General features: G+C 61.4%; 13 protein-coding genes. 7 read left to right on the forward strand and 6 right to left on the reverse strand.

All coding sequences use genetic code 11. The annotated features are described in order from the left end of the window. Window positions 1-216: 216 nt before the first annotated feature. The 6 genes from C7449_RS09505 to C7449_RS09530 form a co-directional block, all read right to left on the reverse strand. Window positions 217-2,457, reverse strand: a complete 2,241-nt coding sequence (locus C7449_RS09505) for a mechanosensitive ion channel family protein (protein ID WP_170115839.1) — start codon at window positions 2,455-2,457, stop codon at window positions 217-219. Between the two features lie 249 nt (window positions 2,458-2,706). Further along, a complete protein-coding gene (locus C7449_RS09510) occupies window positions 2,707-3,447 on the reverse strand; it encodes an SDR family NAD(P)-dependent oxidoreductase (protein ID WP_108002536.1) in 741 nt (246 codons plus the stop codon). Window positions 3,448-3,798: 351 nt separating this feature from the next. Further along, window positions 3,799-4,704: an AraC family transcriptional regulator gene (locus C7449_RS09515; RefSeq protein WP_108002537.1), complete on the reverse strand. Its 906-nt coding sequence runs from the start codon at window positions 4,702-4,704 to the stop codon at window positions 3,799-3,801. 133 nt (window positions 4,705-4,837) lie between these two features. Further along, on the reverse strand, window positions 4,838-5,221 hold the full coding sequence (locus C7449_RS09520; protein WP_108002538.1) for a response regulator transcription factor: 384 nt from the start codon (window positions 5,219-5,221) through the stop codon (window positions 4,838-4,840). A gap of 123 nt (window positions 5,222-5,344) precedes the next feature. Further along, window positions 5,345-5,971, reverse strand: a complete 627-nt coding sequence (locus tag C7449_RS09525; protein ID WP_108002539.1) for a response regulator transcription factor — start codon at window positions 5,969-5,971, stop codon at window positions 5,345-5,347. Next, window positions 5,968-7,500 (reverse strand): ATP-binding protein, encoded by a 1,533-nt coding sequence (locus C7449_RS09530; RefSeq protein ID WP_108002540.1) that lies wholly within the window; start codon window positions 7,498-7,500, stop codon window positions 5,968-5,970. Before C7449_RS09530 ends, C7449_RS09525 begins: the two co-directional genes overlap by 4 nt. Window positions 7,501-7,764: 264 nt before the next feature. On the opposite strand from C7449_RS09530, the gene C7449_RS09535 reads away from it, so the two are divergent. The 7 genes from C7449_RS09535 to C7449_RS09565 all read left to right on the forward strand — a co-directional run bounded on the left by C7449_RS09535 (window position 7,765) and on the right by C7449_RS09565 (window position 14,630). Then, entirely contained in the window at window positions 7,765-8,418 is a 654-nt protein-coding gene (locus C7449_RS09535) for a hydrolase (protein WP_108002541.1), read from the forward strand. A 207-nt stretch (window positions 8,419-8,625) separates the two neighbouring features. Continuing rightward, a complete protein-coding gene (locus C7449_RS09540) occupies window positions 8,626-9,315 on the forward strand; it encodes a hydrolase (RefSeq protein WP_108002542.1) in 690 nt (229 codons plus the stop codon). Between the two features lie 68 nt (window positions 9,316-9,383). Further along, window positions 9,384-9,689, forward strand: a complete 306-nt coding sequence (locus C7449_RS09545; RefSeq protein ID WP_108002690.1) for a GNAT family N-acetyltransferase — start codon at window positions 9,384-9,386, stop codon at window positions 9,687-9,689. Then, entirely contained in the window at window positions 9,673-10,095 is a 423-nt protein-coding gene (locus C7449_RS09550; RefSeq protein WP_108002543.1) for a DoxX family protein, read from the forward strand. Before C7449_RS09545 ends, C7449_RS09550 begins: the two co-directional genes overlap by 17 nt. Window positions 10,096-10,130: 35 nt before the next feature. Then, a complete protein-coding gene (locus C7449_RS09555; protein ID WP_108002544.1) occupies window positions 10,131-11,981 on the forward strand; it encodes an amidohydrolase in 1,851 nt (616 codons plus the stop codon). A gap of 25 nt (window positions 11,982-12,006) precedes the next feature. Further along, complete coding sequence (locus C7449_RS09560) at window positions 12,007-13,671, forward strand: MFS transporter (protein ID WP_245414333.1); 1,665 nt, start codon at window positions 12,007-12,009, stop codon at window positions 13,669-13,671. 23 nt (window positions 13,672-13,694) lie between these two features. Then, window positions 13,695-14,630 (forward strand): pirin family protein, encoded by a 936-nt coding sequence (locus C7449_RS09565; protein ID WP_108002546.1) that lies wholly within the window; start codon window positions 13,695-13,697, stop codon window positions 14,628-14,630. Window positions 14,631-14,671 lie beyond the last annotated feature (41 nt).

The following is a 14,671-nucleotide window of genomic DNA, read 5'->3' on the forward strand; positions in this document are numbered from 1 at the left end:
GTCAGTCCGCCTGTGCGCCTCCATTGCGGCCATCCTTTACATTGAACTCTAATCCCAGAAGCGGCCGCTCTTCGCATTAAAGTGCTCATCTCCGAGCGGTACTTCGCCGATCCCATCCTGTCTCAGCGGCTTCTGTCGTGCTCGCGGTACGCTGCGCAACATCCAATTTGAGATTGGCCCATCAAACGCCCTACAGGCGGACAGACTTTCCCATACTCACTCACCCAGCTTCAGTGCCGAACCCGCACTCTTTGGAACGATTCCGGCATGTCGCGTTATGGGTCCGCCTCGCGGTCCACGACAGCCTTCTTCCGCCGCTGCAGATGTGCTTCCGCGGCCGCGGCCTCGATTTCCGGGCCGATCGACAACGCCCCCGCCGGCTGGCCCTGCACTTGGACCGTCGGGACCGGCAGCTCTATTCCGTTCTGCTTGAACACCTCGCGCACGCGCATATAGAACTTGCGCTTCATGCCGAAGGCGCCGCCGGGCCTCGTGGTCACCTTCATCCGGATCACGATGCCGTATTCGCCGAATTCCTGCACGCCCTGCATCTTGATCGGCTCTAATGATCCAGGGCTTATACTCCGGATCCTCGGCCAGCTCGAGGCCGATGCGCTTGATCAGCTTGCGCGCCAAGTCGATATCGGTGTCGAAGCCGACCATGATGTTGAACTTGTCGGTCGACCAGTCGCGGCTGCCATTGCGCACGGCACCGAGTTCACCGAAGGGAATGGTGTAGATCGGGCCGCGATGGTGACGCAGCTTCACCGAGCGAAGCGAAAAGCTCTCGACCGTCCCGCTGTACTTGCCGGCCGTGATGTATTCCCCAACGCGGAAAGCATCATCGAGCAGATAGAACACGCCCGCGATGACATCCTTCACGATGGTCTGCGCGCCGAAGCCGACCGCGACGCCGACGACGCCGGCACCCGCGATCAGCGGCCCGATCTGGATTCCGACCGACGAAAGCACCATCAAGACCGCCATGACGATAATGATGGCGAGCATGATGTTTTGAAGGATCGGCAGCAATGTGCGCAAACGGGCCTGCTGCGGGTCGAGCACCGGAACGGCCTCGCCGTCCGTGGCAGTGACCGGTCCCTGAACACCGAGCTTTCGCTGGATGACCGCCTTGATGATCGACCAGGCGAAGTCGGCACCGAGTACAACGATCGCCGCATTGAGCAGGCCGCGCAGGAAGAGCGTCATAATCGGGCTGGTCGCAGCCATGCTCGTCATATCGAGACCCCAGACGTTCGCCAGGAGATAGGCGGCGAGAACAATCAGCATCAGGCGGATGGCGCGATCCACGACCGCGACGATGACTGCGGGGGGCGGAGCAGCGCCGTCTTCGCCTTCAGGCGGCCGCAGTACATAGTTCACCGCCCGCGTCACCATGACGATCGCGAAGGGAACAGCAAAGGCCGCGACGACGGACCAGAAGGCCACATTGGCGCCGCTGACCCGAATTAGGAACAGGAGTACGAAATAGACCGTCAGCAGCCAGGATGTGGCCTTGTGACTGAAGAAACGGGGGCGTTCAAGATCTTCGGGCCGCGTGACGGGTCGCCGCCACACGGCGCAAAGCGCGATGATCAGGAGAGCAACCTCAATCGGAGCGGCGAGCGCCAGCACATCGTCCGGGGTAAAGCCGAAACGCGGCAGCAGCGACAGTGCCGCGGCGGCGACCGCGACCACCGAGGCAAAAGCCAAGATCCAGCGATACCAGTGATCGGCACGCGCATCGCTGATGTCGAAAGCACGGACTTCCCGCGCGTGGGCGACGCCCATGAACGACGGCAGGAGCACGACCTGAAAGGCGATCCGGACACCCCAAATGGCGATGGCCGCTGTCAGAAAGGCCAGCACGATCTCGCGCAACAGCGGCGGCCACTCGAAGAGGAGAAAGATACCGGCACTGCCGACCATAAACGAACCCAGCATGACGAACCCGACGAGGAAGCGCCCGCCAAACTTGCCCACTCTGCCCTGCGGGGTTCCCTTGTCCTGCGCGATCGTCCACAGCCGCAACGGCCGCACCAAGCGGAAGGCGATATAGGACAGGATCGCCCCGACACCGACGAAAAGGACGATCAGCGCCGCGACGCCGAGCCCGCCCTTGTCGCCCACTTCCTGCATCGCGTTATGACGCAAGGTCTCGAAGCGCTGTGGCAGCATGGGCCAGGAGTGAAACAGGCGTGTCAGGTGCGCCTGCACTCGGTCGAGCGCCGACGACATCATCCCCTGGTCGACTCCCTCTGCTGGCGCGGCAGCCGGCGTCGTGACCGGAGACCGCGTCGGCTTGGAGGCGAGCCACTCCTTGACCGACGGATCGTCAAGCAGCTTGAGCAGCTGATCGACCTTGTCGGAGGTAGGCGCCGGCGTTTGAGCCAGCACGAGCTGCGCTGCGAACTGAAATGCCAACAGGGTCGCGAGTAGGACGAGAAGCGCTCTCACTGGAAGCTCCGTTTTGCGAGGCTTGACGCCGGCCGAAGGCTTACGCTCAAGCCGCTTCTCCATCCTTATTTGAAGACCGTTCAAACTTGGCTTCTGATGAAGTTAATTTGCGCACAGGCATGTTTCGGTCCTTCTGTTTGCTGATGAACAGTTGATGCCATATCTGGTTTTTCACAGCCCCTGGCATTACCTTCATGACATCCTTTGCCAGTTATTTTGCCGTCATCTCGCGTTCCTGCTGTTCCGATTCTACGCGTTCGCGCCTCCGTCCACTGCAACTATGCTGCCGGTGACCATGCTTGCAGCAGGGCTCGCAAGAAACACGACCACATCGGCAATTTCGCGGGGCTCCGCGAAACGCCCAAGTGACGAGAGGCTCCGCTGGAAAGCAGCACTCTCGCCATCCGCCGGGTTTGACTCGGTATCGGTTGATCCGGGCGAGACGAGATTTACCGTGATGCCTTGCGGGCCGAGTTCACGCGACAAGCCGCGAGTGAAAGACAGTAGGGCCGACTTCGAAATCGCGTAAGCCGTCACACCCGGAAACGGTACGCGATCTCCGAGGGCCGATCCGATCGAGATGATACGGCCACCTTTAGGCAGGTGCCGTATAGCAGCCTGTGCAAAGGCTAATGGACCGCGCACGTTGACGTCCATCATCGTCCGGAATTCTTCGAGATCGAGGTCCGCGATCGATCCAGCAAGCCCAACGGCCGCACTATTGACCAGAATATCTAGGCCGCCGAGCGTTTCTACGGTTTCGTTGACCGCCCGCTTAATAGCTTCCGGATCGGCACTATCGGCCCGGACGGCCAATCCACGGCGGCCCAGCTTTTTGATCGAGGATACGACGCTGTCCGCGCGCTCGACCGAGTTCTGATACGTAATCGCGACGTCCGCCCCGTTTTCGGCCAAAGCCTGCGCAATCGCGGCACCGATGCCCCGGGATCCGCCTGTTACGAGAGCGCACTTGTCCTTGAGATCAATCATATATCATCCATTTCTTACGATGGGTGTCGAGGGCCCGCGTGGTTAAGAAATACTGTCTTCATATTCCGGCGAGGAAGGCGATCAGGGCATTATTCACGTCCTCAGCGGCTTCGTTCTTGCGGTGTCAACAGCGTCATTGTTCAGTCCTCGAACCTGGTTCCAGAGTGATGATCCTAGCGAATGGAAGAGCATGTTGCGGCGCAGAAGCTGCTATTCAGGGGGCAATCTTGCGGCCAATCACCGCCAGATGAAAATGAACCAGGTGAGACCGAGGTCGAACCGCATTCGCTTGTGCCCCGACTGACTCGTCGCGAAGAAATCTGCAACGCGCAGCTCCATTGGAAGTCACTGCTACGCGACCAAGCGAACCGGATCACGAACGGACCGGCGGTAGTCGGAAGGGCTCATGTGCCGATGCTTGACGAATACCCGCGCGAGTACCTGGTTCGACGAGTATCCGACCTCGTGGGCGATCTCCGTGACAGGAAGGTCGGTCATCTCGAGAAGCTCGCAGGCTCTCTCCACTCTCAGTTGCGTCAGGTGGACCCGTGGCGGCACGCCGACGCTCTGCTTGAACATGCGTGCGAAATGGAAGGGCGAGAGCCGCGCCTCGGCGGCCAGTTCGTCGAGGCTGACGTCTTCCGAAAGCCTCGCCCGCATGAGCTCCAGACAGCGTCGCTCCGCCCACGTTGCAAGGCCGCCCTTTGCCGGCGTGAACGGTGCCCCGCTCAACCGGCACAGTTCGGCCAGGATCTCGCAGCCTGCTGCCTGCGCCAGCAGCCGCGACGGCGCCCCCTCCTCGTCACACAAACCCCAAAGACGTTGTAGCGCTGATCGGATGGACGGCGAGGCGAACGTCCCGCCGTAGACCACCAAGCGGTCAAACGAGAACCGGCCGTCGGCGGCTTCATCAAGCACGGTCTGCCACTGTGCAATGGGAAACGACAAGCTGCGAAGCTGATGACTGGTGTCGACCATGACCTTATTAGCGAAGTTCGGAGCAGCGAGAAAGAAGCCGCCTTTCTCGCTCATCACATCGAAATTACCCCCTCCGATGTCGCCACTGACGCGGCTGCCGCCGAGCAGATCCTGATACAGGATAAGATCCGGTACGGCAGGGTCGGACATGTCCCCAGCGGGTTGCGCTGCCTCAAGCATATTGAGGGTTCCACCGGGGGATTTCATCGAGCGCACATAAGACGCGAGATGACCTTCACTGTACCATTGGGTGAAAGACGAATAGACAGGCGCGGTCATTGCTGTGTCTCCAATGAAATGGCTACTTGCTGGTGCCGGTCAGTGCGGCAGAGCATGTGCTCATCCGGGCCGTCGACTGGCTCAGCTATGCTGTCCTTATCGAGACAGCCCGATCCGGTTGTTGGGTTCCATCTCATATGCGTCCCTCTGTCGGGTTGACGAGGGCCGAACGGATGCAGCCCAGCAGAGCGTCGGGCTCGAGCGGCTTCGCCAGATAGCAACGGACTCCCGCACTCAAGGCGAATGCGCGAACCGCCTCGTCGGGATAGGCGGTGACAAGGATGGTTGGGATTGATTGGCCCGCAGCGACGAGGTGACGGTAGAGTTGGAATCCCGTCATGCCGGGCATCTGCATGTCCGCGATCAAACAGTCCGTCCGCAGCAAACAATCGGAATTCAGAAACTCGGCGGCGCCTCGGAACGCTGCAGCGGTGAATCCCAATGCCCTGACGAGGCCGACAACCGCCTCACGAGCCACCTCATCATCGTCGACAATAGAAATCAGGTTCGCAGACATTCCCACGTTTTCCTTAGCCTCGGCTGCTGCGCCGCTGCCGTGGTCACGCGCAGGAGCCTCCTGCGCTGCGAAAGGAATGGGAAATTAGATTGATGGATACAATTATACTGTGGTTTCGGCCACCTAGAGCTTTGTGATATCGATGGCCAACTTGTCGGCGAACCGCACAAGATCGGGCAGCGATTTTGCCTGCATCTTGCGCATTACCTGAGCTCGGTGAACCTTGATGGTGATTTCGCTGAGCTCGAGTTCCGCGGCAATCTGCTTGTTCAGTTGACCGGCGGCTACCAGCACCATGATTTCCCGCTCGCGTGACGTTAACGAGCCGAAGCGTTCCCTCAGATCCGCGAGAACTGCCGTGTTTGTTCGGCGATCCCGGTCGAGATCAATACCCCTGTGGACCGCATCGAGGAAATCCTGATCGCGGAGCGGCTTAGTGAGAAACTCGATAGCCCCCGCTTTCATCGCCGTCACAGACATCGGGATGTCGCCATGGCCGGTGATGAAGACGATCGGAAGCTCAATGTCCAAACGCGTCAACTCACGTTGAAATTCGAGCCCACTTTGTCCCGGCAGTCTGACATCGAGCACCAGGCAGCCGGGCACATCGGGTCGCTCGCTGAGCAGAAACTCCTGAGTCGTCGCAAATGCCTGTACTTCATGGCAGATGGAGCGAAGCAAACTCTCGAGGGACTCGCGCATGGAGGGGTCGTCGTCGATGACGAAGACGACGGATTGCTCCGAGTTCATGGCAGTTTCCACTTGTTTGGCAATGCACTGTCCTCGTTGTGTGGGAGGATGAACTGGAAGATGGCGCCATGCGGAACGTTATCCGTCGCCCATAGCCGTCCGCCGTGCGCCTCGACGATCGACCGGCAAAACATCAGGCCCATGCCCATCCCATCGCGATTGGTCGTAAAAAATGGCTCGAAGATCTGGTCCTTGTGTTCCGGATCCAGCCCGATTCCCGTATCTCCTACGGACACCACAACACTGCCAGGAGCGTGTCGTTCGGATCTGACACCCAGGACTCGTGGCCGGTCGGTCACGGAATTCATGGCCTCGATTGCGTTCGAGATCAGGTTCAACAGGACCTGCTGGAGCTGGATCGGATTGCCGGTTGTGAGCGGCAACTGCTCATCGAAGCCGGTTTCAACGGATACGCGGCCAAGCTGCACCTCGCCCTGGCTGCGCCTGAGGACATCGCTTATGAGTTGGTTCAAGTTCAGCGGAACGCGTTCCTGCGCGCTTTTCTTGAACATCGTTTTAATCCCTTCAATCACATTGCCGGCGCGATGGCCGTCGTTCACAATTCGCTTCAGCGCCGCACGCGTCTCTTCGAGTTCAGGGCTCTTCCTTCCAAGCCATCGCAAGCCCGCATCAGCATTTGTAACCATACTTGCCAATGGCTGGTTGACCTCGTGCGCGATCAAGGCAGACAGAGCCTCCATGGTCACTAGTCGGTCCTCCCGCGCACGGCGCTCCGCCGAAACCGAACGAGCGAGTCGAGCGTAGAGCGTTGTGGTCTGCGAAAGCAGGACGAGCAGGACCAGGCTTGCGGAGATGAGTCCATAAAGTCGTCCTGCCCACCAGCCAACGCTAAGGCGAATACCAGCGCTGAGATATGAGAGATGAATAAGCTCAATGAGCAGCGTGCAAAGCACAATGATCAGCCAAAAATCGAGCATCGAGCGCTGACGGCGCCAGAGGACGGTGAGACCGATTAGGTAGAGAAACACTGCCGTAGCTGGAACGTACTGCCATGGCTCGGAAACATTCCGGGTATCGCTCATAAACCGCGGCAGCGCGTCGTCACCCGTGACGATGAGCCAGGTGAAACCGCATGCGATTGCAACTACCCCGGCAACACTTCGAAGAATCGTCCCCCGTACCGGAGCGTGCGAATTTCGGACAGAAGAATCCGAATTCTTAAGCAGCGCATAGGCGAGCACAAAGAGCGGGAAGCCGAGGCGACGCAGCGCGGCAATGGAAGCTGTGCTTTGCAGTCCCGGATCCGGGAGGCCGAGAGATGCGAACACGCCGGGGAAAGTGAGCGCCCATGGCACGACCATCAGTCCGGAGAAGAGATAGCCGATCGAAAGGACAAGAACGGCGCGCGAACGCTGCACCGAAAACAGTGCAAGCAGCAGGACTGCGGTGATCAGTTCGTTGAGGAAAATTGCGGCGGCATAAGCCGGCAGAAAGATTTCGGTATTCGCCAGCGAAACGCGGGCAACCGGTGCGGTGACCAATACGGCGCCAGCCACTGCCACCAGCATGCAAACCGCCAGTCGCCGCTGTCTCCGGCTGGGCGGGGATGTCGTCACCAGGAGCGGATGGTCGTCCGGTGTATCGCGCGTTAACGTCACATTGTTTCCTCCGACAAGACCGTCGCGACCGAAAGAGACCGCAAGATCGGCAACTCCGCGGCAGCTTCTGCGCCGCCTTTCACAAAAGCAACCGTTAGAGTTCAGCAACCATTGAGGCGTCAGAGGCAGTGCGCCTTGCAATCACGCCCTCTAACCTCAGCAAAGGATAATTTAATGACCTTTCGTAACGGTCTTGCTTCCCTACTTCGTCCCGAAGACTCGGTGCTCGTCCTGATCGACCACCAGCCCTTCCAGCTCGCCAACCTGAACAGCCATGATCCTCACATCGTGGTCAACAATGCAACAGCGCTGGCAAAGGCCGCCAAAGCCTTCGGCGTCCCAACCATCTTGACGAGCGTGTTGGCTGCTCGCGGCGGAGACATCTTCCCTCAGATCACCGATGTGTTCCCCGGACAGGAAGTCATTGACCGTACACTCATCAACACCTGGGAAGATCCAAAGGTGGTTGACGTGGCCAAGGCGACAGGCCGGAAGCAACTGGTCATTGCAGGTCTTTGGACCGAAATCTGTGTGGCGATGCCGGCGATTCAGGCTGCTGGAGAAGGCTGGGATGTGACGGTGATCACCGATGCATCTGGCGCCGTTTCGGTCGAGGCGCACGAAGTTGCCCTCCAGCGCATGACCGCCGCCGGCGTGAATCTGATGACCTGGTTGGCGTTGGCGGCTGAATGGCAGCGCGACTGGGCACGGGCCGACACCGCCGCCGCGCTGACCGAGTTGTTGATCCAGCACTCTGCCGGAAGCGGCATTGCGTATCTGTGGGAGCAACAATTGCTCAACACGCCGGTGCCGAGCAACGCAGGCTGATCCGCGCAGGTCAACACTCTTGGAAAAAGCGTCGCCATAGAGCGAGGGCTTTTCCAGCATCGTCATCCTCACTCACGAGATAGCTCGCCAGCTTTGGATGCGCTTGGTGTTCGCGCTGGCGGGTTGCGCCACCGCTCTTCATGCCGACGAGGCAGTGAAGCGACGCCGACCAGGAGGCGTCTCGTTTTCCCAGACAGGAGATTTCCCATGTCCAGCAAACTCGAACTACTCACCCCGCAGAACAGCCAAGTGATCTTCATCGACCAGCAGCCGCAGATGGCTTTTGGCGTGCAGTCGATTGACCGCCAGGTGCTGAAGAACAATGTCGTCGGGTTGGCGAAATCGGCCAAGGCCTTTGGCGTGCCCACGACCATAACCACGGTCGAGACGCTCGGCTTCTCGGGCCACACCTATCCGGAACTGCTGGCGGTCTTCCCGGAGAACAAGCTGCTCGAACGCAGCTCGATGAACTCTTGGGACGACCGGAACGTGCGCGATGCGCTGGCGGAGCATGCCGCGCAGGGTCGCAAGAAGGTGGTCGTCTCCGGTCTGTGGACCGAGGTCTGCAACCTGACCTTCGCGCTCTCCTGCCTGCAGGACACCGACTACGAGATCTACATGGTGGGTGACGCCTCGGGCGGCACCTCCGTGGAGGCGCATGCATATGCGATGGAAAGGATGGCGCAGGTCGGAGTGGTGCCGGTGACCTGGCAGCAGGTGCTGCTGGAGTGGCAGCGCGATTGGGCTCGCAAGGAGACCTATGACGCCACGCTTGCCATCGTGAAGGAGCACTCGGGCGCATACGGCATCGGTGTCGATTACGCCTACACCATGGTCCACAAGGGGCCCGAGCGCGCGGCGCACGGCGAGACCATCGGCCCGAATCCGGCGGTCTGAGCCAGTTCCGCTGCGGTCTGGGCAGATCGGGCCGCAGCCACCCACTCTTTCATATCATGGTGATTGAGATGACGGAGAAATCCGCCGTTCAAATTTCTTATGAGGACCAGGGGCACAAGGGCCGCTTTGTCGCCCGCATTGGCGGATTCGAGGGCGAAGGCGAACTGACCATCTCGAAGGTCTCGGATGCGCTGGTCATCGCCGATCACACCCTTGTTCCCGACACGTTGCGCGGCACGGGCGCCGCTTCGGCGCTGGTAGGGGCGCTGATCACCGATGCTCGAGCCAAGAGTTATCGCATCGTGCCGCTCTGCCCCTTCGTACGCGCACAGTCACAGAAACATCCGGAGTGGTCTGATGTCATTCAACATTGATGCAGGCGGCGCACTCTCGATAGCAATACTGTTCCTCGCGCATCTCGGGCTCTGCGCGGCCTATATCCAGGGCGGCCTTGTCAAGCTAACCGATTTCCCCGGTGCAGTCGCCGAGATGGCTCACTTCCGGCTGGCCCCGCCCGCCCTGTTCGCCGTTTTGGTGATCGCGCTGGAACTGATCGCCTCGGCGATGGTGATGACGGGCTTCCTGCGCTGGCTGGGTGCACTGGCGCTTGCCGGGTTCACGCTGATGTCCACCCTGATCGCGCTGCGGTTCTGGGAGCAGCCCGCAGGCGAGGCGCGGCACGCGGACGCGAATGCCTTTTTCGAACATCTCGGTCTGGCCGGAGGATTCCTGCTTGTCGCGTGGCTGGATCTTGTCCGGACCGCGACCCTCGACCTGTGACGAAAGCAAACACAGCACCCGCAAGGAGAACAGCAATGTCCGCGGAAGACCTAATCATCGTCAATGCCAAGATCACGACGCTCGACCGGCAGAACCCCTCGGCCGAGGCCGTGACGATCCGCGACGGTAAGTTCCTCGCAGTCGGCTCCGAGGCCGAGGCGCGCACGGCCGCGCCTGAGGCGACCGTGATCGACGCGAAGGGCCGTCGACTGATCCCCGGCCTAATCGATAGCCACATCCATCTGATCCGCGGCGGGCTGAACTACAATATGGAGCTTCGCTGGGACGGCGTACCGTCGCTTTCCGAAGCGATGGCGATGCTGAAGCGCCAGGTGGATCGTACTCCTGCCCCACAATGGGTGCGCGTGGTGGGCGGTTTCACCGAGCACCAGTTTGCCGAAAAGCGCCTGCCGACGCTGGAAGAGCTGAACGCCGTCGCACCCGATACGCCGGTCTTTATTCTGCATCTCTACGACCGGGCGCTGCTGAACGCCGCAGCGCTGCGGGTCGTCGGTTATACAAAGAACACGCCGAACCCGCCGGGCGGAGAGATCGTGCGCGATGCGAGAGGCAACCCCACAGGCCTGCTGCTGGCGCAGCCCAATGCGACGATCCTTTATTCGACGCTGGCCAAGGGGCCGAAACTCGACCCCGATTATCAGATCAACTCTACGCGGCATTTCATGCGCGAGTTGAACAGTCTCGGCGTCACCTCGGCCATCGACTCGGGCGGTGGATTCCAGAACTATCCCGATGACTACGCCATCATCGAAAAGCTGCATGCCGATGGTCAACTGACCGTGCGGATTAGCTACAACCTCTTCACCCAGAAGCCCAAGGACGAACTGTCCGATTTCGCCTCCTGGGCGAAGCAGGTCAGCCCCGGTCAGGGCGACGATACCTATCGCCATAACGGCGCGGGCGAGATGCTGGTCTATTCCGCCGCGGATTTCGAGGATTTTCGTATCGAACGACCCGAGATGCCGGCGGACATGGAGGCCGATCTGGAGCCGGTGATCCGCCTGCTTGCCGAGAACCGATGGCCTTGGCGCCTGCATGCCTCCTACGACGAGACAATTTCGCGCGCGCTCGACGTCTTCGAGAAGGTGAACCGGGACGTACCCCTGGAAGGCATCAACTGGTTCTTCGACCACGCGGAGACGATCAGCGACCGGTCGATCGATCGGGTCGCCGCGCTTGGCGGCGGGATTGCCGTTCAGCACCGGATGATGTTTCAGGGCGAGTATTTTATTGAACGTCACGGCGCCAAGGCCGCGGAGAATACCCCGCCGATCCGACGGATGCTGGAAGCGGGCCTGCCAGTTGGCGCGGGCACCGATGCCACGCGGGTAGCCAGCTACAACCCCTGGGTTTCGCTGTCCTGGCTGGTGACCTCGCAGACGCTGGGCGGCACGCGGCTTTATCCGGCCGCCAATCGGCTGGACCGGGAAACCGCGCTGCGGCTCTGGACCGAGGCGAATACGTGGTTTTCCAGCGAAGAGGGCAAGAAAGGGCAGATCAAGAACGGTCAGCTTGCCGACCTTGCCGTGCTCTCGGACGATTATTTCGCTGTGCCCGAGGCCGAGATCGTGCACCTGCGCTCGGTTCTGACGGTTCTGGGCGGCAAGGTCGTGCATGGGGAGGGCGATTACGGCCCACTCGCTCCTGCACTGCCCGCGCCAATGCCCGACTGGTCTCCCGTCGCGACTTTCGGAGGTTACTACAGGACGCCAGAGACGCAGGCGAAGCTGGCGATGAGCTGCGGTTGTTCGCAAAGTTGCGGAGTGCATGGGCACGATCATGCAGCGGCACTAGGCGCGAATGTCCCCACTTCAGACGCCCGCAGCTTTTGGGGCGCCTTTGGCTGCGGCTGCTGGGCCGTGTAGCGCCGTCAGCATTGTCGACCTGGGTATGAGCGGCAAGGGCGCCTCACCCGCCTTCACAACATGCAGACGGTGCGAACCCATTTTCCGCCGGAAAGGAGCCGAGATGTCTCTCCAGGATACACCGCCGCCCGCCAAGGGCCCGCTGAATTTCCCGGTCTTCCGGGCACTCTGGATTGCCACGATCATATCGAACATAGGCACCTGGATGCATGATGTCGGCGCTGCCTGGCTGATGATCTCGTTGTCGCCCAGCCCGCTTTTCGTGGCGCTGGTGCAGGCGGCGACGACCCTGCCGATGTTCCTGCTGGCGCTGCCCGCCGGGGCCATGGCCGACATCGTAGACCGGCGGAAAATGCTGCTGGCGGCGCAGATCCTCGGCCTTGCGGCGGCTGCGGTCCTCGCCTTTCTGACCTTCCGAGAACTGACCACCCCCTGGGTGCTGCTTGGCGCCACCTTCGTGCTGGGCCTCGCAGCAGCGCTCAGCGCGCCGGTGTTCCAAGCCATCGTCCCGGAACTGGTGGACAAGCCCGCCCTGCCTGACGCAGTGGCGCTGAACAGCCTCGGCGTGAACATCTCGCGCGCCATCGGTCCGGCGCTTGGCGGGGTGATCGTGGCGGTTGCTGGCATTCCGGCAGTTTTCGCGCTCAACGCCCTGTCGGTTCTGGCGGTGCTGATCGTACTCGTCACATGGCAACGCGCGCATACCGCTCGCAATTTGCCACCCGAACATTTCTTCGGCGCGCTTCGAGCGGGCTATCGCTATGCGCGGCATTCGTCGGCGATGAGGTTGGTTCTGGTCCGCACCCTGGGCTTCTTTCTGTTCGGCAGCGCGCTCTGGGCGATGCTCCCGCTGGTAGGTCGACGTGAACTTGGGCTGGATGCGGCGGGCTATGGCGCGCTTCTGGGCTGCATGGGCGCCGGTGCCATTGTCGGCGCACTGCTTCTGAAGCGACTGCGCAAGAAGGTTGCAGCGAACACGACCTCGATCTGGGCGACGCTGCTGTTCGCGTCTTCGACGCTTGCACTGGCGCTGGCGCCGAATGGCTGGCTAGCTGGGGCGGTGATGTTTGTCGCAGGTCTCGCCTGGATCGGCATGTTGACCTCGCTGAATGTGGCGGCGCAGATGGCCTCGCCCGGTTGGGTCAAGGCCCGCGCGCTCGCGGTCTACCTACTGGTGTTTCAGGGCGCGATGACGGGCGGCAGCATTCTCTGGGGGGCGATTGCGAGCCGCTCCAGCGTGACCGGCGCCCTGACGATTGCCGCTGCAGGCCTGATGCTGACGATCCTGCTGGCGCTGCGCTGGCGGCTGCCAAAGGATACGGTGACCGATCTCGCGCCTTCGAACCACTGGGCCGAGCCTGTAGTCGCGATTCCGCTTGCCGATGACCGCGGCCCCGTGCTGGTCGAGATCGAATACCGCATCGCCCCGGAGCGACAGGCTGATTTCACCGCCGCGCTGCGTCGCTTCCGCTCAGTGCGGCAGCGCGACGGCGCAATCCGCTGGGACATCTGGGAGGATGTGGCCGAACCGGGACGAGTGGTCGAGAGCTTCGTCGTGGAAAGCTGGATCGAGCATCAGCGCCAGCATGCGCGCGTCACCCGTACCGACGCGCTGGATCAGGAACTGCTGAACGCCTTCCACATCGGCGGCCAATCCCCTGCCGTCCGCCACCTGCTGCGGCCGCTGTGAACGTTTGAGCGAAGGAGAGCACCATGAGCTGGAACCCCACGCAAACCCCTTATTGCCCCGAGGCCAGCGGCCTCGATGCGATCGAGACCCTCATCATCCCGCGCAGCCGCGATCTCGGCGGTTTCGAAGTGCGCCGTGCGCTGCCCGCCCCAAAACGGCAAATGGTCGGCCCTTTCATCTTCTTCGACCAGATGGGGCCGGCAGAGTTTCTGACCGGCGGCGGCATCGACGTGCGGCCGCATCCTCATATCGGTCTTGCCACCGTGACCTATCTTTACGAGGGTGCGTTTCACCACCGCGACAGCACGGGGGCCGACCAGATGGTCTACCCCGGCGAGGTGAACTGGATGATCGCCGGCACTGGCGTCACCCATTCCGAACGCACCAGCGAGGAGATGCGCCGCCGGCCCGGCACTGCTTTCGGAATCCAGACCTGGGTTGCATTGCCGGACCACGCGGAAGACACCACGGCGAGTTTCGAGCATCACGGCCGCGAGGCTCTGCCCTTCCTCGAAGACGAGGGCAAACAGGTCCGCCTGATCCTGGGCGCAGCCTGGGGCGCACGCGCGCCGGTCAAGACCTTCACCGAGACCTTCTATGCCGACGTGGCTCTGGCTGCGGGCGCAAAATTGCCATTGCCCGACGATCACGAAGATCGCGGCGTCTATGTCGTCGAGGGCAGTATTCTTGTCGCCGGGACCAGTTTCGCTGCAGGGCAGATGATGGTGTTCCGCCCTGGTGACCGGATCAGCCTGACCGCCGGTGAACGCGGCGCGCGGCTGATGGTTCTGGGCGGCGAAACGATGAACGGGCCACGCTATATTTCGTGGAATTTCGTCGCATCGTCGCAAGAGAAGATCGATGCCGCGAAAGAGGCCTGGCGCCAGGGCGACTTTGAGCATGGTCGCTTCCGCCTGCCTCCCGGCGATGAGGCGGAGTTCATTCCGCTACCCGAATAGCTGAAGTGTTCAAAGCACAGGTTCCGGCTGGTGCTCTGTGA

The sequence above is a fragment of the Mycoplana dimorpha genome, from assembly GCF_003046475.1.
Classification (GTDB): domain Bacteria; phylum Pseudomonadota; class Alphaproteobacteria; order Rhizobiales; family Rhizobiaceae; genus Mycoplana; species Mycoplana dimorpha.